Origin of the sequence: Mycolicibacter sp. MU0102, from assembly GCF_963378105.1 — a bacterium.
Taxonomy (GTDB): domain Bacteria; phylum Actinomycetota; class Actinomycetes; order Mycobacteriales; family Mycobacteriaceae; genus Mycobacterium; species Mycobacterium holstebronense.
On record NZ_OY726398.1, the window covers coordinates 3,152,472 to 3,172,512 of the forward strand.

General features: G+C 67.7%; 19 protein-coding genes, 1 other RNA gene and 1 pseudogene. 6 read left to right on the top strand and 15 right to left on the bottom strand.

All coding sequences use genetic code 11. The annotated features are described in order from the left end of the window. Nucleotides 1-40: 40 nt before the first annotated feature. From RCP37_RS14800 to RCP37_RS14810, 3 genes are read right to left on the bottom strand one after another with little or no spacing between them, the layout of a single operon-like run. Nucleotides 41-1,297: an NAD(P)/FAD-dependent oxidoreductase gene (locus RCP37_RS14800; RefSeq protein WP_308483812.1), complete on the bottom strand. Its 1,257-nt coding sequence runs from the start codon at nucleotides 1,295-1,297 to the stop codon at nucleotides 41-43. Between the two features lie 59 nt (nucleotides 1,298-1,356). After that, the gene (locus tag RCP37_RS14805) at nucleotides 1,357-2,907 is read right to left on the bottom strand and encodes a PucR family transcriptional regulator (RefSeq protein ID WP_308483813.1); all 1,551 of its coding nucleotides are present in this window, start codon (nucleotides 2,905-2,907) and stop codon (nucleotides 1,357-1,359) included. After that, complete coding sequence (locus RCP37_RS14810; protein WP_308483814.1) at nucleotides 2,789-4,141, bottom strand: MFS transporter; 1,353 nt, start codon at nucleotides 4,139-4,141, stop codon at nucleotides 2,789-2,791. Before RCP37_RS14810 ends, RCP37_RS14805 begins: the two co-directional genes overlap by 119 nt. 49 nt (nucleotides 4,142-4,190) lie before the next feature. On the opposite strand from RCP37_RS14810, the gene RCP37_RS14815 reads away from it, so the two are divergent. Then, nucleotides 4,191-4,724 carry a hypothetical protein gene (locus tag RCP37_RS14815; RefSeq protein ID WP_308483815.1) on the top strand — a complete coding sequence of 178 codons (534 nt, stop codon included), beginning with the start codon at nucleotides 4,191-4,193 and terminating at the stop codon, nucleotides 4,722-4,724. Here the strand turns inward: RCP37_RS14815 and RCP37_RS14820 are convergent, their stop codons facing one another. Then, nucleotides 4,725-5,093 (bottom strand): DUF488 domain-containing protein, encoded by a 369-nt coding sequence (locus tag RCP37_RS14820; RefSeq protein ID WP_308483816.1) that lies wholly within the window; start codon nucleotides 5,091-5,093, stop codon nucleotides 4,725-4,727. 129 nt (nucleotides 5,094-5,222) lie between these two features. On the opposite strand from RCP37_RS14820, the gene RCP37_RS14825 reads away from it, so the two are divergent. Then, entirely contained in the window at nucleotides 5,223-6,566 is a 1,344-nt protein-coding gene (locus RCP37_RS14825) for a PPE family protein (RefSeq protein ID WP_308483817.1), read from the top strand. Here RCP37_RS14825 and RCP37_RS14830 read toward each other — a convergent pair. Beyond that, complete coding sequence (locus tag RCP37_RS14830) at nucleotides 6,563-8,083, bottom strand: aldehyde dehydrogenase family protein (protein WP_308483818.1); 1,521 nt, start codon at nucleotides 8,081-8,083, stop codon at nucleotides 6,563-6,565. The two genes, RCP37_RS14825 and RCP37_RS14830, sit on opposite strands and share 4 nt — an antisense overlap. Nucleotides 8,084-8,316: 233 nt before the next feature. On the opposite strand from RCP37_RS14830, the gene RCP37_RS14835 reads away from it, so the two are divergent. After that, nucleotides 8,317-8,730 (top strand): hypothetical protein, encoded by a 414-nt coding sequence (locus tag RCP37_RS14835; RefSeq protein ID WP_308483819.1) that lies wholly within the window; start codon nucleotides 8,317-8,319, stop codon nucleotides 8,728-8,730. A gap of 26 nt (nucleotides 8,731-8,756) precedes the next feature. On the opposite strand, the gene RCP37_RS14840 is transcribed toward RCP37_RS14835, so the two are convergent. The 9 genes from RCP37_RS14840 to prfB all read right to left on the bottom strand — a co-directional run bounded on the left by RCP37_RS14840 (nucleotide 8,757) and on the right by prfB (nucleotide 15,780). Beyond that, nucleotides 8,757-9,542: an SDR family NAD(P)-dependent oxidoreductase gene (locus tag RCP37_RS14840; RefSeq protein ID WP_465270688.1), complete on the bottom strand. Its 786-nt coding sequence runs from the start codon at nucleotides 9,540-9,542 to the stop codon at nucleotides 8,757-8,759. Nucleotides 9,543-9,784: 242 nt separating this feature from the next. Beyond that, nucleotides 9,785-10,172, bottom strand: a transfer-messenger RNA (tmRNA) gene (gene ssrA / locus RCP37_RS14845). A gap of 97 nt (nucleotides 10,173-10,269) precedes the next feature. Next, nucleotides 10,270-11,034 (bottom strand): EamA family transporter, encoded by a 765-nt coding sequence (locus tag RCP37_RS14850; RefSeq protein ID WP_308483821.1) that lies wholly within the window; start codon nucleotides 11,032-11,034, stop codon nucleotides 10,270-10,272. A 77-nt stretch (nucleotides 11,035-11,111) separates the two neighbouring features. Continuing rightward, nucleotides 11,112-11,612 (bottom strand): SsrA-binding protein SmpB, encoded by a 501-nt coding sequence (gene smpB / locus RCP37_RS14855; protein WP_024442487.1) that lies wholly within the window; start codon nucleotides 11,610-11,612, stop codon nucleotides 11,112-11,114. Between the two features lie 2 nt (nucleotides 11,613-11,614). Continuing rightward, nucleotides 11,615-12,508, bottom strand: a complete 894-nt coding sequence (gene ftsX, locus RCP37_RS14860) for a permease-like cell division protein FtsX (RefSeq protein ID WP_308483822.1) — start codon at nucleotides 12,506-12,508, stop codon at nucleotides 11,615-11,617. Nucleotide 12,509: 1 nt separating this feature from the next. Then, the gene (ftsE, locus tag RCP37_RS14865; protein WP_046284564.1) at nucleotides 12,510-13,199 is read right to left on the bottom strand and encodes a cell division ATP-binding protein FtsE; all 690 of its coding nucleotides are present in this window, start codon (nucleotides 13,197-13,199) and stop codon (nucleotides 12,510-12,512) included. A gap of 13 nt (nucleotides 13,200-13,212) precedes the next feature. Beyond that, the gene (locus RCP37_RS14870) at nucleotides 13,213-13,749 is read right to left on the bottom strand and encodes an Rv3103c family proline-rich protein (RefSeq protein ID WP_308487099.1); all 537 of its coding nucleotides are present in this window, start codon (nucleotides 13,747-13,749) and stop codon (nucleotides 13,213-13,215) included. Nucleotides 13,750-13,757: 8 nt separating this feature from the next. Further along, nucleotides 13,758-14,660 (bottom strand): mechanosensitive ion channel family protein, encoded by a 903-nt coding sequence (locus tag RCP37_RS14875; RefSeq protein ID WP_308483823.1) that lies wholly within the window; start codon nucleotides 14,658-14,660, stop codon nucleotides 13,758-13,760. A 4-nt stretch (nucleotides 14,661-14,664) separates the two neighbouring features. Next, on the bottom strand, nucleotides 14,665-15,780 hold the full coding sequence (prfB, locus tag RCP37_RS14880) for a peptide chain release factor 2 (RefSeq protein ID WP_308483824.1): 1,116 nt from the start codon (nucleotides 15,778-15,780) through the stop codon (nucleotides 14,665-14,667). Between the two features lie 97 nt (nucleotides 15,781-15,877). Between prfB and RCP37_RS14885 the strand changes: the two are divergent. Then, a pseudogene (locus RCP37_RS14885) lies at nucleotides 15,878-17,251 on the top strand (FAD-dependent oxidoreductase); the annotation flags it as partial. Nucleotides 17,252-17,334: 83 nt separating this feature from the next. On the opposite strand, the gene RCP37_RS14890 reads toward RCP37_RS14885, so the two are convergent. Beyond that, nucleotides 17,335-17,670: a hypothetical protein gene (locus RCP37_RS14890; protein ID WP_308483825.1), complete on the bottom strand. Its 336-nt coding sequence runs from the start codon at nucleotides 17,668-17,670 to the stop codon at nucleotides 17,335-17,337. Nucleotides 17,671-17,693: 23 nt separating this feature from the next. On the opposite strand from RCP37_RS14890, the gene hisN reads away from it, so the two are divergent. Both hisN and RCP37_RS14900 read left to right on the top strand, forming a co-directional pair. Then, a complete protein-coding gene (gene hisN / locus RCP37_RS14895) occupies nucleotides 17,694-18,506 on the top strand; it encodes a histidinol-phosphatase (protein WP_308483826.1) in 813 nt (270 codons plus the stop codon). Nucleotides 18,507-18,616: 110 nt separating this feature from the next. Beyond that, the gene (locus tag RCP37_RS14900; protein ID WP_308483827.1) at nucleotides 18,617-20,020 is read left to right on the top strand and encodes an acyl-CoA dehydrogenase family protein; all 1,404 of its coding nucleotides are present in this window, start codon (nucleotides 18,617-18,619) and stop codon (nucleotides 20,018-20,020) included. The last annotated feature ends 21 nt before the right edge of the window (nucleotides 20,021-20,041 follow it).

The following is a 20,041-nucleotide window of genomic DNA, read 5'->3' on the forward strand; positions in this document are numbered from 1 at the left end:
GCAACAGCATTTGATTCGAAAATTCACCGACCCGAGTGGGTCAGCGCAAGGGATCGAGGTCACGCAGCACGGCGGACTGCTTGCCGGTGGTGATCTGCTCGGCCAACAATCGGCCCGTCACCGGACCGTGCGTCATGCCCCACATGCCGTGCCCACCGGCGACGTAGACGGTGCGCGGACACACCTCCCCCACCAGGGGCCGCCCGTCGGGGCTGACCGGGCGTGGACCCACCCACACGTCGGTGCGCTCATCCCAGCGGACACCGTCGAGCAGGGGGCGGGTGGCGGCGACGATGGCTTCGACGCGGGCCGGGACGATCGGGGCGTCGGGGTCGCCGAACTCCATGGTGCCGGCGACCCTGAGCCGGGCATTCAACGGCGTGCAGGCCACCCGGGCATCGGGCAGGTAGATCGGCCCGGTGACCGGACCATCGACCGGCACCGAGAAGGAGTAGCCGCGCCCAGCGCGCACCGGCACCCGGATCCAGCGCGCTGCCAGCCGGGACAGCCAGGCTCCGCTGGCGATCACCGCTGCATCGGCCGTCAAAGTGCCGCCGTCGCTGCTGGTCACGGCCACCCCGTCACCGCGAGGCGACACGTCGGCGACGTCGAGAACGTGGAAAACGGCGCCGCGCTGCACCACTGTGCGACCCAGTGCGGTCACGAACCGGCCCGGGTCGAGGAAGCGCTGGCCGTCGATCTGCACCCCGGCAGCGACCGCCGAGGACGCCAGCGGCACCCGCTCGGCCAGTGCGGCACCGGTCAGTTCGGTGCCGAACACCGGCTGGCCGGCCTCGGAGAACCGGCGCAGCTCGTCGAGCAATCGCTCCGCGTCTGCCGAGGTGCGGAAAATCGCGGTGATCGGGGCATCGGTGACCGGGGCGTCCACCCCGTTTGCGAGCAGAACGTCATAGGCCTCAATGCATTCCGCGCTCAGAGGCGCGTTGGCCCGTACCGCGCGGCGCCAGGCCGCGGGACGGCTGTTCGCCGCGAAGCGCGCCAAGAACGCCCACAGCGCCGGGCCGGCGTTCAGTGGCACCTGCAGCGGCGCGGTCCGGCTCAACAGGGACCGCAGCCCGAAGCGCAGGTTGGCCGGCTCGTTGAGCGGAATCGCCAGAGCCGGCGAGATCCAACCGGCGTTGCCCCACGAGGACCCGGCCGCCACTCCGACGCGGTCGACCACGGTGACTTCGACGCCGCGCTCCTGCAGAAACCAGGCGGTGGACAGGCCAACGACGCCGGCACCCACCACGATCACCGTTCGTGGTGCGCCGTCGATTCGGTTGGCTGCACCCATCACTCCATGATGCGACTGCCCTCAGACACCTGGTTTAACCGAATCGCACAACAGCGGCGTCAGTGTTTGTCGAGTTCCGACATCTCACCCGCCGCGAGCTCGATCATTGCCGCGAATCGGGTCCGCGGATCCTCCAGCCCCAGGGGCGTCACCTCGGCCATCTTGCGCAGCCGGTAGCGGACTGTGTTCTCGTGCACGCCCAGCTGCTCGGCAGCCCGGGCCAGGTCACCTTGCGCGTCGAGCCAGGCCCGCAGCGTGGACACATAGGGCGTGTTGTGGGCCGCATCGTGGTGACGTAGCTCTGCGACCGGCCCGCGGGTCGGCACCCGTCCGGCTCGCGCCGCGGTGTGCAACCGGCGCAGCACGATCTCGTCCCAGGACTCGTCGTAGGCCGGCGGAACGCTCTCGGGCGGGCCGGCTTCGTGCAGCACGAGGCATTCCTCGGCCTCGCGGCCCGCCGCGGCCAGCTCGGCGACCGTGGCAACCGCACTGATCCCGGCCCACACGCTCGCGTGCGGCGGCAGGGCGCCCGCCAGGCCGCGCACCCACTGCCGGGCCGCAGCGGCGTCCTCAGCGGGCAGCAGGGTGTAGACGGTGTTGGCGGCCAGTGCGCTGCGACCTGGACGCGACCAGCCGAATCCCGTGGTGACCGCCTCGAAAGCCAACAGCAGCCCGGCATGGGGCTGCGTAGCGATCCGGGTGTGCACCGCAATCACCCGCAACGGGGCCTGCGGCAGTCCGAGCCTGGCAACCAAGGCGAGGGCATCGTCGGGTTCCGTCTGCTCATCCAAAAGCCTGGTCACCCAGTCGGATTCGACTTGACGCTCCAAGTCAGCACTAGCCCGCGACCGCAACATATGCAATGCCACCGTGCGGGCACCGTCGGCCAGTGCGGTCAGCCGCTCACCACTCAACGGGTTCGGGCAGGCCACCCATACCGCACCCAGCGTTTCGCGGCCGGCACGCACCGCCACCACCATCCGGCCGGTCAAGCCGTACTCAGGATCGGCAGCGACGAACAGCGGCTCGTCGTGGATATCCAAATGCGCTAAAACGCCGCGCTTTTCGAATAGCTCCCGAAGCGGCTCGGACTCCTGCCGGTTCAAGATCGTCGCCGAACGCGCCGGGTCGGCATGCCGCTGGCCGCGCGAGTAGGCCAGCACCCTGCCCAGCTGATCCTCGATGGTGACCGCACCGCCCACCGCTTCGGCGAGACTGTCGGCCACAGCGAAAAGATCCGTTGGCCCACGGCCGGATTCGGTCTCGCGGCCTTCGAGCACCAGGCCGTAGACCACCGCGGCCAGCTCGCTCCAGGACACCGCCGCGTCCACCACGAGCACGGCAAGCGACTCACCCTCGCCGGCGAATGAGGTTTTGTCTTCGACGTCGCGCACCAATACAGCGACCGCCTTGGCGGCCACCGCCCAGCGCACCGCCTCCTTTACCGAGCGGGCGCCGACCGCCAACAGGACGTCGCCGACAACGACACGCTCACCGGTCACCTCGTGCATCACGACACTGCTCAGCTGCGTCGTCCTCGGAATGGAGCAGAACCTCAGCCGAACCCCGTAGCTGCCCACCACGTTGACCAGCCGGTCCAGTGTCACCATCAACCGAGCCTAGCCACGTCTCGTCGGCGAGCCCTCCGATCGGGCTGCTCTCCCTGGTCTCCGGCGCCCACAGCCACGTGAGCGCCGCCACCAGCAACACCCCACCGCTGATCGCAAAACCCCACTCGAAGGACATCCGCTCGGCGATCTGGCCGACCGCAACCGAACCCACGATCGACCCGAAGTCGGCCATCATCTGATAGGTCGCCACCGCGGTGCCCGCCCGGGCTTGGTTTCCGACCAGGTCGGAGATGACGGCCTGCTGCGGCGACCCGTAGATCCCCGAGGCCACCCCGGTCAGATATGACACCAACAAGAACACCACCAGCGATGCGCTCGCGCCCAGCAAGACGGTGGTGACGCCAGATGCTGCCAGGCCGGCGATCAATAGCCCCTTGCGGCCAATGCGGTCGGAGAGCTGGCCGCTGGGCAGCACCGCACAGACATTGCCGATCCCGATCATGGCCAGCGTCAGTCCGGCGAAGGAGGGCCCGCGGTCCAGGACTTCGGTGACGAACAACGGCACCAACGCAACCCGCAGACCAAAGACCGACCAGCCGGTGGCGAAGTTCGACAGCAGGGCCGAGCGGTACGCGCGATTCCCCAGCGCTGTCCGTACCGACACCGTGGGCCCGGTCGACTCGGCCGCTTCTGCCAAGTGCGAGTGACGCAGGCTGACGAAGACGCCGGTGGCCGTCACGATCAGCACCGAACCGTAGAACAAGAACGGTGCGCTGAGACCGAAACCCGCTGTCAGACTGCCCAATATCGGTCCGCCGACAGTACCCAACAGGAACGCCGTGGCGAACAGTCCGGCGACTCGGCCGCGTGCGTCTTCCGGGCTGATCCGGATCATCAGGCCCACCGCGGCGATGAAGAACATCGTCGATCCGACGCCGCCGAGGGCACGGAAGAACAGCAGCTGCCCGTAGGTCTGCACGAAGGCGCAGGCCGTGGTGGACACCGAGACGATCAAGAGGCCGGCCACATAGACCCAGCGCTCCCCCAGCCGTTGAACCAGCAGACCGCTCACCGGCGCGAAGAGCAGCCGCGTCAGCGCGAACGCGGTGATGAGGAACGTCGTCGCGGAGATGCTCACGCCGAAATGACGCGCGTAGACCGGCAGTACCGGCGACACCAACCCGTAGCCGAGCGCGATCAAGACGTTGGCGATGAGCAGTACCCAGATCTCCCGCTGCAGCCGCGGTCGGGCGGCCGGGGAGTCGTTGGTCACCCGATAACTTTAGACAGCCTCGGTAATCTCTGAATCGGGAGGCTTGATCATGAACGACGCCGTCGATGCGGCCCGTGCCGCCGGCCCGAACGACTCGTCGCCGCGGCCGGTGTTGCCGCAGCTGGCCGAGCAGTGGGCTGCGGTCAAACCGTTCGCCCTAGCCGGCGCCATCGCGATCGTGGTCGGTGGCGCGATAGCCGCCGCCATCGCGGCCCCGGCGCCCACCCGTCACGGGGTCTGGGCGGTGGCCTACCTGGTCCTGGTACTCGGGGCCGGCCAACTGGCGATCGGGGCCGGCCAAGCACTGCTGCCGGCCGCCTCGCCGTCGCCGCGCGAGGCAATGCTGGGTGCCGCGGCGTTCAACCTCTCCGGCGCCGCCGTCGTGCTCGGTGTCGTCACCGACCACGTGGCGGTGTTCTACGCGGGTTCTGCGCTGTTGTTCGCCGTGCTGGCCTGGTTGCTCTACCGGGTTCGGCGCAGCGGACGTCGGGGTTGGGCGCTGCTCACCTACCGGCTTTTCCTGGCGGGATTGGTGGTGAGCATCCCGATTGGGATGGCGATCACCACCGCGGGTCGCAGCTAGTCACTGTCGGGCCAGCAGCTTGGCCAACACCGCCGCCTGACTTCCGTCCACGTCCCGGCTCGCCGTCACCAGCGTGACGGTCTTCTTTCCGCGGGCCAGCGCGCGCAGGCCGGCGAACCCCGCGGCGCCCTTCTCGGTCTGCAGTTCGTCTTCGTAGCGGGCGACGAACTCGTCGAAACGCTCGGGCTGATGGTTGTACCAACGGCGTAGCTCGCTCGACGGCGCGGCATCTTTGTACCAGTGGCCCACCCGGGGATCGTCCTTGCGGAAGCCCCGCGGCCACACCCGATCGACGAGGATCCGCTCACCGTCCTGCGCACCGGGTTCGTCGTAGACCCGGGCGACCCGGAACGTGGTTTTGGGACTCATACCCCAGGCTATCGCCGTCCCGCGGCGCACGTCAGCCGCCGTTCACCCCACCCACGACACCAAGAAATTAGGTTAGGCAATGCTATCTTGTTGTTATTTACAGTTTCGCTCGTAGAAATTGGTGTTGGCGTGAACGGTGGTTGGATCGCATCTCCCCCAGAGGTGCATTCCGCGCTGCTGAGCGCCGGGCCCGGTCCTGGTGCCCTACTGGCTGCCGCCGGCGCCTGGTCCACGCTGAGCACCGAATACGCGGACGCAGCCACCGAACTGATCAGCGTGCTGAGCACCGTCGGGTCAGCGGTCTGGCAGGGCCCCAGCGCGGATAACTACACCGCGGCGCACGCGCCGTACCTGCAGTGGCTGATCCGCGCCAGCATCGAGAGCTCCCACGCCGGAACCCAGCACGGAGTCGTCGCGGCCGCCTACAGCACCGCCCTGGCCGCCATGCCCACCCTGCCGGAGCTGGCGCTCAACCACACCGTCCACGGCGTCTTGATCGCCACGAATTTCTTTGGCATCAACACCATCCCGATCGCCATCAATGAGGCCGACTACGCCCGCATGTGGGTGCAGGCCGCCACCGCCATGGCGACCTACGAGGCCATGGCCGGCGCTGCCGTGACGTCGCTACCCGGCACGGACTCGCCGCCGCCGATCCTGGCTGCAGACACCGGAACCGGTGGCGACGACGAGCCGACCGATCCGATCGAGGAGGCCAACCGCTGGTTCTGGTTCATCTTCTGGAACATCGTGTTCTGGTCGACGTTCCTGTTCATCGTGACGATTCCGGTTCGGGTCCCGATCGTGCTGCCGCTGCTGATCGACGCCATCAACGACTTCATCGCATCCATGCAGGTGCCACCACCGGAGCCGGTCATCGAACAGCCCGCGCCACAACCCCTCCCCTTGGTGCACCCGGCCGTGGCCCGACCGGCGCACGAGCCGGTCGCCGTTGCCGTCGGTCTCGGGGGCGGTATCGCCGGTTCGGCGGGGACCTCCGCCGGCCCGGCCGCTGCGACGACCACCGGGCCGGCATTACCGGTGAGCGGCGCCGAGACGTTGGCCTATCTGGTGATCGGGGACCACGCCGAAGGCTTCGGGCCCACCCTGAGCGGCCGCGACCAGTCCAGGGCTCCGGCCACCGGCGTTTCGTCGACGGTCTCGGCTCGGGCGCCGGCAGCTCGCGCACCGCTGCGGTCTCGGCGGCGGCGCCGCGCCCAGATGAAGGAATACGCCAACGCCACCATGACGCCTGGCGTCGCCGACGACGGCGAAACACCTGACGAGACAACGACACCCACCTGCTCGGAATCCGGGGCGGGAGCGCTGGGATTCACCGGGACAGCGCAACGCAGCGACGCGGGCGCAGCAGGACTGGCCCGGTTGCGCGGCAACGTATTCGGCGCCGGCCCGGTGGTACCGCTACTGCCCGAGACCTGGGATCACGACTCGGACGAGCGGTCGCCGTTCTAATTGCTTGGCCGCGAACCGAACCGGCGCCGGCCTCGCGCCGCGAAGGCACGCATGGCCCCCAGCGCCACCGCCATCCGGCGCTTCGACGACGGGTACCACAGCAGTTCGGACTTCTGGGTGGGCAGCCGCGGCGACGTAATGGCCTGCTGCCGACAGTATTTGATGATTCCGGAGGCGCCCCCGGCGCGGTAGCCGATGCCGGACTCTTTCCAGCCGCCCATCGGCAGCCCCGGACAGAAGACATTGACCAAAGCATCGTTGACGTTCACCGCGCCGACTTCCAGCCGACGAGCCAGCCGCTCGCCGCGGCGGTTGTTGCCCGTCCAGACCGTGGCCGACAATCCGTACGGCGAGTCGTTGGCCAGCCGGATGGCCTCGTTCTCGTCGGCGACCTTGATCACGGGCAGGGTCGGCCCGAAGGTCTCTTCGGTCATGCACGTCATGGACGGGTTCACATCGGCGATCACGGTCGGAGCGAAGTAGGTCCCCACGCCGGTCGCTTTGCCGCCGGCGATGACCCGGGCACCGGCGGCGGTCGCCTCGTCGACGTGGCGCGCCACGATGTCGCGTTGCGCCGCGGTCGCCATGGCACCGGTGTCACCGTCCTGACCCTGCTGCACCTCACCGACCCGGGCCGCCAGCTTCGCGACGAATTCGTCATAGACCGGCGCTTCGACGTAGACGCGCTCCACCGACACGCAGACCTGTCCGGAGTTGAACATTCCGCCCCAGGCAATGCCGTTGGCGGCGCGGTCGAGGTCGGCGTCGGCCAACACGATCGCCGGGTCCTTCCCGCCGAGCTCGAGGCCGTAGGGAATCAGCCGCTGCGCGCAGGCCACCGCGACTTTGCGCCCGGTGGCCGTCGACCCGGTGAACTGCAGGAAGTCGGCGTGTTCGATCAGCGCCTGGCCGGTGTCGCCGTAGCCGGTGGTCAGGCCGAGCACTGGCGGTGCACCGATCTCGGCCCAGCCGCGCACGAACTCGACCGCCGACAGCGGCGTCACTTCGGAAGGCTTGAGCAGCACGGCCGCGCCGGCCGACAAGGCCGGTGGCACGTCGAGGCCGGGCATCGCGAACGGGAAGTTCCACGGTGTGATGATTCCGACCAGCGGGTAGGGACGGTAGGCGGTGGTGAACCGCTTGACGCGATAGAGCGGGCTGTGCGCCTTGGGATGCCGGTCGGCGAGAAACTCCTTGGCGTTCTTGGCCCAGTAGCCGATGGCGTCTGCCGTGGCGACCGCCTCCAGGCTGGCGTCGACGTGCGACTTTCCGGTCTCGGAGATCAACACCTCGGTGATGTGATCGGCATGGTCCAGAATCCAGTCCTGCCACGCCAGCAGCCACCGCTTGCGGCCGCTCGGCCCGAGCGCCTCCCATTCCGGTTGGGCTGAAATGAGTTGGGCGGCCTTGGCGGCCACCGTCTGGGGGTCGTCGATCGGCACGGTGCCCGACACGGCCCCGGTCGCGGGGTTGTGCACCGTGATCATCGACTCGGCCCTGGATTGCACTGCGGTCATGTTGCGCTCCCGATCTAGAACCTGCGGGGAGGCTGTGACCTCGCCGTATGTGATCGTCAGTTGCCGCGCGGGAGTTTGTCAAGGGTCCTGAACCTCGCCTAATGCAAGGGAAACCCCTGTAGCCGGTCTGCCCTGATCCGCCCTACCGTCCACACAGGCGAATTGCTACGCAGGTATTGGAGAGACCGATGGCCGATCAGAGGGCGACACTTCCTCATCGTTGGGTTACCGGCTTGGCCGGGACCGCGCTCAGGGCGGTCGTGATCGGTGCTGCCGCGGGCGTCGTGTTCGGCTTAGCGCCTGTTGCCTCCGCCGATCCAGAGCCCTCCACCCAACGGGAGCCGGCCGATAATCAGCAGGAACAGCAGGACGAACAGCAGCAACAGGGGTTCTCGCCGCCGCGGCCCGACGCCCCCAACAACAACCCGTCTAACAACAACCCGCCGAATAACAACCCGCCCAACAACAATCCGCCGAACAACCCCACCAACAATGACGCCTCCAAGAAGGGCGACCTGGCGGACAAGAACTGCTGGATGTACAGCACCGGCCCGGAATGGTTCGCGCCCGGTGCGATGCCCAGGCCGGGACTACCCGGGGAGAAGGTCTGGCCCTGCTATTACGTCGCGGGGCTGACGCCGCACTAGGGGTTCACCGTCCCGCACCATCCAGGCTATTGGGCGAGGTATCCCCCGTCGACGGGCAACACGGCGCCGGTGATGAAGGAGGCGTCGTCGGAAGCCAGGAAGAGGATGGCGCTGGCAACTTCGGCCGGTTCGCCGATACGGCCCATCGGGTGCATGCGTTCGACCGCCGCCAAATACGCTGAGCCACCCGGCTCCTCCGGGAACCGCTTGACCCGTTCGGTGCGAATCGTCCCGGGTGCAACGGCGTTGACTCTGATTCCCCGGTCGGCCCACTCGACTGCCAAGTGTTTGGTCAAACCGCTGGCGATGAACTTAGCGGGCCCGTAGGCCGCCTGCCGCTTCTGCCCGGCCAGTCCCGAGATCGACGAGAGGCACACGATCGCGCCGCCGCCGGTTGGCAACATTGCCTCGATTGCGAATTTGCACGTGAGGAACATGCCGCGGCCATCGATGGCCATCACGTTGTCCCAGTCGGCGGCGGTCACCTCTTGCGCATCGCCGAGCGGGATGATGCCGGCGTTGGCGACCAGCACATCGAGTCGTCCGAAGCGGTCGACCGCCGCGCCGATCATTCGCTGCGCGTCATTCTGAACCGAGACGTCGCCGACGACTGCCTCAACCTCCGCCCCGGCGTGCCGCAATTCCTCAGCGAGCGCCAGCAGCGGCTCGCCTTGAATATCAGTCACGACCAGACGCGCACCTTCGCGTGCGAAGAGCACGGCGGTGGCCCGGCCTATGCCAAAGGCTGCCCCGGTGATCACCGCCGACTTTCCCAGGAGGCGTCCTCGCCCTTCGGTTAAGCCGCCCGTCATCTGCGCATCATCCCGGTCACCACTGCCCCTACTTCCTTGCGCGCCGAGCTTTCTAACGCGGTAGATGGCCACATTGCAATCGAGGCCTCGCCACAGGGCGGGACGCGACCAGGATAAGTCCGAGCGAATGATCTCCCGGCGCAATCGCCACCGTGAGGCGAGAAGCGAGAGCCCGGCGCCTCGGTTGGGGTTGAGCTGAAACGGGAACGGGCCAGGACTTTTCGTCCTGGCCCGTTCCGCTTCGGTGGAGCTGCCGGGAATCGAACCCGGGTCCTACGGCATTCCCTCAAGACTTCTCCGTGCGCAGTTCGCTATGTCTCTACTTGGATCTCTCGGTCACGCGAACAAGCCAAGATGACGATCCCAGTCGCTGTTGGTGTCCCGATACATCCCGCGACCGGACGTATCGGTGGATCCCTCTAGTCGATGCCAGGGTCCGGGCCGAGGGAGCTCCCGGTCTGACAGGCCCGCCTCGCTTAGGCAGCGAGGGCGAAGTCGCTCTGAAGAGCGACCTTAGCCGGCGTAAGTGCCTTGGCGCTTACTTGTTTACAGCGACGCTTACGGTGGTCTCCTGCCTGCACCGGCACGCTTCCCTTGATTCGACACACGCAGTCGAAACCTTTCAGCCCCCTGTCTTGGGTAATTGCCACCGAACCTCGGCAGACACTTCATGGTACGCGGTTCCAACGACAGACCCACGCCCGTTCATTCCTTCGGCGTCGCACCGTCACCGCGCGGTGATCATGGCCACCGCCACCGCAGCCAGCACCATGCCGAGCACTTGTCCGCGGTGCACCCGCTCGCGCAGCACCACAATGGCCAGCACCACCGTCACCGCGGGGAACAGCGAGATCAGCACGCTGGCCAACGCCAGGTCCGATCCGCGCAGCGCAAGCAGCATCGCGACATTGGCTGCGGTGTCCGACAGGCCCGCCACCAGCGCCAGCTTCAACGGCGGGCCGGTGGGCACGTGCAATTCACGCGCCCCGGTCGCCGCGGTGAACACCAGCACGGCGGCGGCCACCCGCGCGAACGCCAACGGCCACAGCCCGGAGTCCGCCGGCGCCTCGTGGATGAACACGAAGTCCAACCCGAACGCCACACCGGCTCCCACGGTCAGCCAGGCCACCTTGCGGGTGAATCGGTGCGGCCGGATGTCCTCGTCGGTGGCTTGGCGGCTCACCAGGACCACCGCCAAAAGCGCCAGCACGATCCCGCCGTCGGCCACCGGCCCGGGCCGCTCCCCCATGACGAAGCCGACCCCCACCGGAACCCCGGCCGTCAGCACCGCCGAAATCGGGGACACCACCGAGATCGGCCCGGCACCCAGCGCGGCGTAGAACCACCAGCCGCCCAGCCCGAGCGCGACACCGGAGGCCAGGCCCCACCCGATCGCACCCGCGGGAATCGGTCCGCCCACCGCGATGGCGAGCGTGCCCAGCAACACCAGCGCCACCGGGTAGGAGACCAACACCACCCGCAGTGCGGGCACGCGGCGCGCAGCGAGGCCCCCAGCGAAATCGCTGACCCCGAAGCCGGCCGCTGATAACAGCGCTAGGACGGCGCCGGTCACATGCCCTTGGCGCGCCGGCCCAGCGCCCGAGTGACTTCCCGTTGCGCGTCGCGCTTGGCGAGGTCCTGCCGCTTGTCGTGGGCCTGCTTACCGCGCGCCAGCGCCAATTCGACCTTCACCTTGCCCTCGGTGAAGTACACCGACAACGGCACCAGGGTGAGATTGCCGTCGCGGATCTTGCCGATCAGCATGTCGATCTGGCGCCGATGCAACAGCAGCTTGCGGGTGCGTCGCGGCTCGTGATTGGTCCAGGTCCCGTGGTGGTACTCGGGAATGTGCATGTTGCGTAGCCACACTTCGCCGTCGTCGACGGTGGCGAACGCATCGACCAGTGAGGCCTGCCCGGCTCGCAGGCTCTTCACCTCGGTGCCTACCAGCGATACCCCAGCCTCGTATACGTCGAGAATCGAGTAGTTGTGGCGTGCTTTGCGATTCGACGCAACGATCTGTTTGTCCGGCTTCTTCTTGCTGCCCTTGTCCGCCGCTTTCTTAGCCATCGCTACCGCCGCACATACAGCCGAAGCGTCACGTATGCGGTCGCTCCGGCCATCGCCGCGCCCAGCAGCAGCAGGATCGGCGAGATGTAGAGGATGTCGGCGTAGTCGATTCGCGCGATCAGGTGTGCTTGATAGAACTGGCTGAGCGCATTGTCGAGGAACGCCGCTCGCACCACGAGTAGCCCGATGATCGCGATGATCACGCCCACCGTCGCGGCCAGCACCGCCTCCACCAGGAACGGCAGCTGGGTATACCAGCGACTGGCGCCCACCAGGCGCATGATCGAGACCTCGGTGCGCCGCGTGTAGGCAGCGACCTGAACCATGTTGGCGATCAACAGCACCGCCCCCACCGCCTGCACCAGGGCGACCGCAAACGCAGCACTGCTCAGGCCGTCGAGCACGGCGAACAGCCGGTCGATCAGCTTCTTCTGGTTGAGCACGCTGAGCACGCCCGGCTGGCTCTGCATCGTGGCGTCGAAATCCTTGCTCTGCTCCGGATTCTCCAGCTTGACGATGAACGACGCCGGGAAGGAGTCCTTGCTCGCCACGTCCTTGAACTCGGGGAACTTGCGGATGGCGTCGGCATACGCGTCATCAGAGTTGAGGTAGCGCACCGACTTCACGTCGTTGCGGGTCTCGATCTGCTCGCGCAGCGCCTTACACGCCTGGCCCTCGCAGTTCGGGTCATCGGCGGCGACGTCAGGGTTCAGGAATACCTGCGATTCCACCCGGTCCAGGTAGATGCTGCGGGACTGGTCGGCCAGGCGCACCACCAGCAGACCACCGCCGAACAGCCCGATCGAGATGGCCGTGGTGAGGATCATCGCCACCGTCATGGTGACGTTGCGACGCAGGCCGGTCAGGACCTCGTTGAACAGGAATCCAAAGCGCACGTCAGCGGTCCATTCCGTAGACGCCGCGCTGTTCGTCGCGCACCAGCCGTCCCAGTGATAGTTCGACGACGCGCTGGCGCATCGAGTCGACGATGTGGTGGTCGTGGGTCGCCATCAGCACCGTGGTTCCGGTGCGGTTGATCCGCTCCAGCAGATCCATGATGTCCTCACTCGTTTCCGGGTCAAGGTTTCCGGTCGGCTCGTCGGCCAGCAGCACCAGGGGCCGGTTGACGAAGGCCCGGGCGATAGCCACCCGCTGTTGCTCACCGCCGGACAGCTCGCCCGGCAGCCGGTTCGCTTTGCCGGACAACCCGACCATCTCCAGAACCTCGGGGACAACCCGGTTGATCATCTCCGGCTTCTTGCCGATGACCTCGAGGGCGAATGCGACGTTTTCGAACACGGTCTTCTGTTGCAACAACCGGAAGTCCTGGAACACGCAGCCGAGCACCTGCCGCAGGCTGGGGATGTGGCGTCCGGCCAGCTTGTTGACGTGAAACTTCGACACCTGAATGTCACCCGAGGTGGGTGTCTCCTCGGCCAGCAGCAGTCGCATGAACGTCGACTTGCCCGATCCGGACGGGCCGATCAGGAACACGAACTCGCCCTTGTCGATCTTGACATTGACATTGTCCAGCGCCGGACGGGCCGACGATTTGTACTGCTTGGTGACATGGTCGAGCGTGATCATCACGGCACGCAGTTTAGCCGTGCGAGGCGCCCGGACCGGGCGGGGACGCGGGTGTAGGCGGCCCCGGCACGGGTTGACGTGCATCCGGCGGTGCCGCAGCGGGCGCCTCGGGCGCCGGTGGGATCGGTCCGGGTTCCTCCGGCGGAGGCGGGGCCGGCGGCGGACACAGCGGCGGGCAGAACGGGAATCCCGGCACCGGTGTCGGGGTCGGCGGCTCGCTGGCCGGCAACTCCGTCGGCGCGGGAGGCTCGGTGGTGGTGGGTGTGGGTGTGACGGTCTCGGTGATGGTCACCGGCGGCTGTTGCAGCTTGGTGCGCGGCACCCAGGTATAGGCCGGGTCGGGGATAAATCCCGGCGGCACCACCTGCGGGGCCGGCGGCGGCGTCGGCTCCTGCCGGTAGGTGTCGTAGACCCACCAGACCGCGACGAAGGCGATGATCAGCGCCACCGTCGAGGTGCGGACCCGGCCGCCGAACAGGTGCGCCGGCAGTTTCCATCGCTTGGCGTCTGCCGGCTCTGGCTTCGCCGGGGCCTCATCGGGCTTTCTGATACTGAGTTTCACAGCGTCTCCACCGGCTTCACATCGCCGGCGGTGACCACCCCGGCCGAGGCCAGAGCCCGCACCACCTGGATGCGCAGCCGGCGTCCCACCTCGAATTGCTTGCCGGGCAGGGTGCGGGCCACCATCCGCAGGTTGACGACACCGAGCTCGATACTCTCCACCCCCATGATCGACGGCTGGTCCAGCAGCAGATCCCGCAGCGGGGCGTCGGCCTCGCGGGCGTTCTCACACACCTGGTGCAGCACCTCGTTGACCCGGGTCAGGTCGGCGCTGGTGGGCACCGGGATGTCGACGACGGCGCGTGCCCAGTCCTTGGACAGGTTCAGGGACCGGACGATGTTGCCGTTCGGGACGTTGTAGACCTCGCCGTTGGGGGTGCGCAGCTTCGTCACCCGCAGCGTGACCTCCTCGACGGTCCCGAGCGCTTCGGTCGGCGCTCCCGCCATCGACAGCTGCACCAGATCGCCGAAGCCGTACTGCTTTTCGGTGATGATGAAGAAGCCGCTCAGCAGGTCCTGCACCAGCTTTTGGGCGCCGAAGCCGATCGCGCCACCCAGCACCGCGGCCGGTCCCACCAGAGAGCCGACCGGAATGTCGAGGATGCTGGTGATCTGGACGGCGACCATCACGCACAGCAGCACCACCGAGACCCAGGAGATCACCGAGGCGACGGCCTGGCGGTGCTTGGAGGCTTCGGAACGCACCAGGGCGTCGCTGGCCGCAAAACCGCGTTCCAGCCGACGGGTGACGCGACGTGCCGCCCAGGTGATGAACCGCGAGGCGAGCGCCGCACCGATCAGCAGCAGGACGATCCGCAAGCCTTTGGTGATGACCCACTCGCCGATCTGACCGCGCCACAGCTCGTGCCAGCGCTGTCCCGGGGCGAAGGCCAAGACCATGCGCTTAGTCGCCTTCAGGCCTGTTGCGCCAGCGGATTCCGGCCTCGAGGAACCCGTCGATGTCACCGTCGAGCACCGCGGCCGGGTTGCCGACTTCGTACTCGGTGCGCAGGTCCTTGACCATCTGGTACGGGTGCAGCACGTAGGAGCGCATCTGGTTGCCCCACGAGCTGCCACCGTCGCCCTTGAGCGCATCCATCTCGGCGCGCTCCTCGGACCGCTTACGTTCCATCAGCTTGGCCTGCAGCACCCGCATCGCCGAAACCTTGTTCTGCAGCTGCGACTTTTCGTTCTGACAGGTGACGACGATCCCGGTGGGGATGTGGGTGAGTCGCACCGCCGAGTCGGTGGTGTTCACCGACTGTCCGCCCGGCCCGCTGGAGCGGTACACGTCCACGCGGACATCGCCCTCGGGAATGTCGATGTGGTCGGTGGTCTCCACCACCGGCAGCACTTCGACCTCGGCGAACGACGTCTGGCGGCGCCCCTGGTTGTCGAACGGGCTGATCCGCACCAGCCGGTGGGTGCCCTGCTCCACCGAGAGGGTGCCGTAGGCGAACGGCGCGTGCACCGCGAACGTGGCGCTCTTGATCCCGGCCTCTTCGGCGTAGGAGGTGTCGAACACCTCGACGCCGTACTTGTGCTGCTCGGCCCAGCGGATGTACATCCGCATCAGCATCTCGGCCCAGTCCGCAGCGTCCACGCCGCCCGCACCGGAGCGGATCGTGACCAGCGCCTCGCGCTCGTCGTACTCACCCGACAGCAGGGTGCGGACTTCCATGGCGTCGATGTCCTCGCGCAGCTTAGCCAGTTCAGCGTCGGCATCGGCGACCGCTTCAGTCTGGCTGGCGCCGGTTTCTTCAGCCGCCAACTCGTAGAGCACCGGGAGGTCGTCGATGCGTTGGCGCAGCTCCTCTACCCGGCGCAGCTCGGCCTGGGCGTGTGACAGCTCGCTGGTGACCTTCTGGGCGCGCGTCTGGTCATCCCACAGATTCGGGTCGGACGCGTCGCGTTCGAGATCGGTGATACGGCTGCGCAGTCCGTCGACATCCAGCACCCGCTCCACCGTGGTCAAAGTGGTGTTGAGGGCGTCGATGTCGGGCTGGCGGTCTGGTTCCACGTTTATCGAGGTTACCGGCGGCCGTCGGCGAGCTACCTCTAGCATCGGGGTTACGCGGGTGCATGAACGACTTCCGACTCCGAAAGAAGGTTCGAGGATGCGGCCCTACCACGTCGCGATCGTCGGCTCCGGTCCCTCCGGCTACTTCGCTGCAGCGTCGCTGCTCAAGCTGGCTGCCGGCGGCGAGGTCGACGTCCGCGTCGACATGCTGGAGATGCTGCCGACACCGTGGGGCCTGGTGCGCTCGGGCGTGGCGCCGGATCACCCGAAGATCAAGTCGATCAGTGCGCAGTTCGAGAAGACCGCCGCCGATCCCCGGTTCCGGTTCTACGGCAACGTCACCGTCGGCGAGCACGTGCTGCCCGAGGAACTGGCCGAGCGCTACGACGCGGTGATCTACGCCATCGGCGCGCAGTCGAATCGGCAGTTGGGCATTCCCGGGGAGGACCTGCCCGGCAGCGTCGCCGCGGTGGACTTCGTCGGCTGGTACAACGCCCACCCGCACTTCACCGACCATGCACCCGATCTGACCTGCAAGCGCGCCATCGTGGTCGGCAACGGCAATGTGGCCTTGGATGTGGCCCGCATTCTGGTCAGTCAGCCCGGCGAGCTGCGCCGCACCGACATCGCCGACCACGCGCTGGACGTGCTGGGCCCGCGCGGCATCGAAGAGGTGGTGATCGTCGGTCGGCGCGGCCCGCTGCAGGCCACGTTCACCAGCCCGGAGCTCCGCGAACTCGGCGATCTCAAGGGACTCGACGATGTCGACGTGGTGATCGACGCCGGCGAGTTCGCCGGCATCTCCGACGCGGACATCGAGGCTGCCGCCAAACATCCCAAGCAGAACGTCAAGGTGCTGCGTACCTATGTCGGACGCGAATTGCGACCGGGCCATCGACGAATCGTGTTCCGGTTCTGCACCTCTCCGATCGAGATTCGCGGCGACGGCCGGGTCGAGGAAATCGTGTTGGGGCGCAACGAGCTGACGACCGACGAGCAGGGCCGGGTCAGCGCGCACGACACCGGTGAACGCGAGGTGCTGCCGGCTCAGCTGGTGGTGCGCTCGGTCGGTTATCGCGGCGTACCGATGCCCGGACTGCCGTTCGACGAACGCAGCTGCACCATCCCACACACCGACGGGCGCATCGAAGGCACCAGCAATCAGTACGTGGTCGGGTGGATCAAGCGTGGACCTTCAGGGGTGATCGGTTCCAACAAGAGCGACTCGCAGGCCACCGTCGACACGCTCGCCGCGGATCTGGCCGCCCGGGCAGCGCAAGCCGGGCTGCCCGACGTCGACACCGACTACGACGCGCAACTGCACCGGTGGTTGCTGTCTCGCCAACCGGACCTGGTCACCGCCGAGCACTGGCAGCTGATCGACGCCCACGAGCGGTCCACCGGTGAGCCGCATGGCCGGCCGCGGGTCAAACTGGCCAATGTCGCCGAGATGCTGCGGATCGGGCATGGCCAGGGCGCCAACGAGTCCTGCCCCGACTGTGATGACGCGGGCCTGACGTCCTACCCCGTGCCGTTACCGGAATCGCAGTCGCACTAAGCGGGACCGTCAGTTCCCGGAGCAGCGGTCCGACTCCAATTGTCCGGATTGCGCGGTGAATACCGCACCGGCAGCAGGTCGCCCACACTCGGCCAGTTGCTGACGTCGACCGCGTAGCGCTGGTAGACCTCGTGCTCATCGACCGTGGGCCCATGCAGGACACCGGTGATGGTGACGTATTGCGCGCCGGTCGCCTCGGGCCGGGGGCTGACACCGGTGACCAAGACGGTGCCCTCTTGGGCTCCCCCGCCCGGCCCCGACCGGAGGAACCGCGGCGCCAGGAACACCGCGAGAATGGCCAGTAGCAACAGCAGTGCCCCGAACTCCCACATGCGGTCATGGTAGGACTTTCGCCATGGCGCAGATCAACGACAATCTCGACTCGCAGCTCCACGAAGACCTCACGCTGGCCCTGAGCCTGGCCGACCGGGCGGATGAAATCACGCTGGCCCGGTTCGGCGCACTCGACCTGCGGGTCGACACCAAGCCCGACCTGACCCCGGTGACCGACGCCGACCAGGCGGTCGAAACCGCCCTGCGCGAGGTGCTGGTCACCGAGCGTGCCGATGACCAGATCCTCGGCGAGGAATTCGGTGGCACCGCCACTTTCACTGGGCGCCAATGGATCATCGACCCGATCGACGGCACGAAGAACTTCGTGCGCGGGGTGCCGGTGTGGGCCACCCTGATCGCGTTGCTCGAGGACGGCGTGCCGATCCTCGGGGTGGTCAGCGCCCCGGCGTTGCACCGGCGCTGGTGGGCGACGCGCGGCCAGGGCGCGTTCGGGTCCGTCGCCGGCGGCCCGGCCCGACCACTGTCGGTGTCCTCGGTGGCCGACGTGGGCTCCTCCAGCCTGACGTTCGCCGGACTGAACTACTGGGCCGCGCGCGGCCTGCGGGAGCAGTTCCTTGGACTGACCGAGGCGGTGTGGCGGGCCCGCTCCTACGGCGACTTCTGGGCGTACTGCTTGGTCGCAGAGGGCGCTGTGGACGCCGCCATCGAGCCGGCGGTGTCGGTCTGGGATCTGGCCGCCGTCGACATCCTGGTGCGCGAAGCGGGCGGGGTGTTCACCGACCTGTCCGGTAACCCGGGCCCGCACGGCCACTGCGCCGTGGCCGCCAACCCCGCCCTGCACCAGCAGGTGCTGGCGGCCTTGACCCCGCAGTAGACGGGCGTCCGGCGGGGGCCGCTGACGACTTCGTCACACCTTACTTCTGAGTTAACTTACTTCGGAGTAAGGTGGTCTCATCGATACCTTCCATCGAGTGAGGCTCTGACATGACTGATATCGCCCCCGCCACCAACGGCTCGAAGGTTCGGCTCAACAGCCGCGCCCGCGGCGTCGGGTCGGTTCCGCACAAGCGCAGCCCGATGGCGGCCGCCCTGTCGCTGGTCACGCCACTGGTGAGCCAGGACTTTCTGGACCGTTACGGTTTGCGGCAACCGCTCAACCGAGGACTGAACTACGGCGTGAAGACGGTGTTCTCCGTCGCCGGAGCCTCTACCCGCCAGTTCAAGAAGGTCCAGGGCCTGGGCAAGGCCCCGGCGCGGCTCAGCGCCCCCGCCGGCGGCAAGGGTGGCGATTATTTCGACCTGACCCCCGATGACGACCAGCAGATGATCATCGACACGGTCGAGGAGTTCGCGGCCGAGCTGCTGCGCCCGGCCGCCCACGACGCCGACGAGGCCCTCGACTACCCGCGTGAGCTGCTCGGCAAGGCCGCCGAGCTGGGCATCACGGCGATCAACATCCCGGAAGACTTCGACGGGATCGCCGCGCACCGTTCCGCGGTCACCAACGTGCTGGTCGCCGAGGCGCTGGGATACGGCGACATGGGTCTGGCGCTGCCGATCCTGGCCCCCGGCGGGGTGGCTTCGGCGTTGACCCACTGGGGCAGCGCGGACCAGCAGGCCACCTACCTCCCCGATTTCGCCGGCGAGAAGGTCCCCCAGGCCTGTGTCGCGATCGTCGAGCCGCAGCCGTTGTTCGACCCGACCAACCTCAAGACGACCGCGGTGCGCACCCCCAGCGGCTACCGGATCGACGGCGTGAAGTCGCTGGTGGTGGCCGCCGCCGACGCCGAGCTGTTCATCGTTGCGGCCCAGCTGAACGGCAAGCCGGCGCTGTTCATCGTCGAGTCCTCGACGCCGGGCCTGACGGTGAAGGCCGACCCCAGCATGGGTCTGCGCGCCGCCGCCCTGGGCCAGCTCGAGCTGAACCAGGTGTCGGTGCCGCTGAGCGCTCGCCTCGGTGAGGAGGCCGCGACCGATGCCGATTACTCGCAGGCCATCGCGCTGTCCCGGCTGGGCTGGGCCGCGCTGGCGGTCGGCACCAGCCACGCGGTGCTCGACCACGTGATGCCCTACATCAAGGAGCGTGAAGCGTTCGGCGAGCCGATCGCCAACCGCCAGTCGGTGGCGTTCATGTGCGCCAACATCGCCATCGAGCTCGACGGGCTGCGGCTGCTGACCTGGCGCGGCGCGTCGCGGTGCGAGCAGGGACTGCCCTTCATCCGGGAGGCCGCGCTGGCCAAGCGGATCGCGACCGACAAGGGCATGCAGATCGGTCTGGACGGGGTGCAGCTGCTCGGCGGCCACGGCTACACCAAGGAACACCCGGTCGAGCGCTGGTACCGCGATCTGCGGGCACTCGGTGTCGCCGAGGGCGTCCTGGTCATCTGAGTCATCCAAGACATCAAGCAA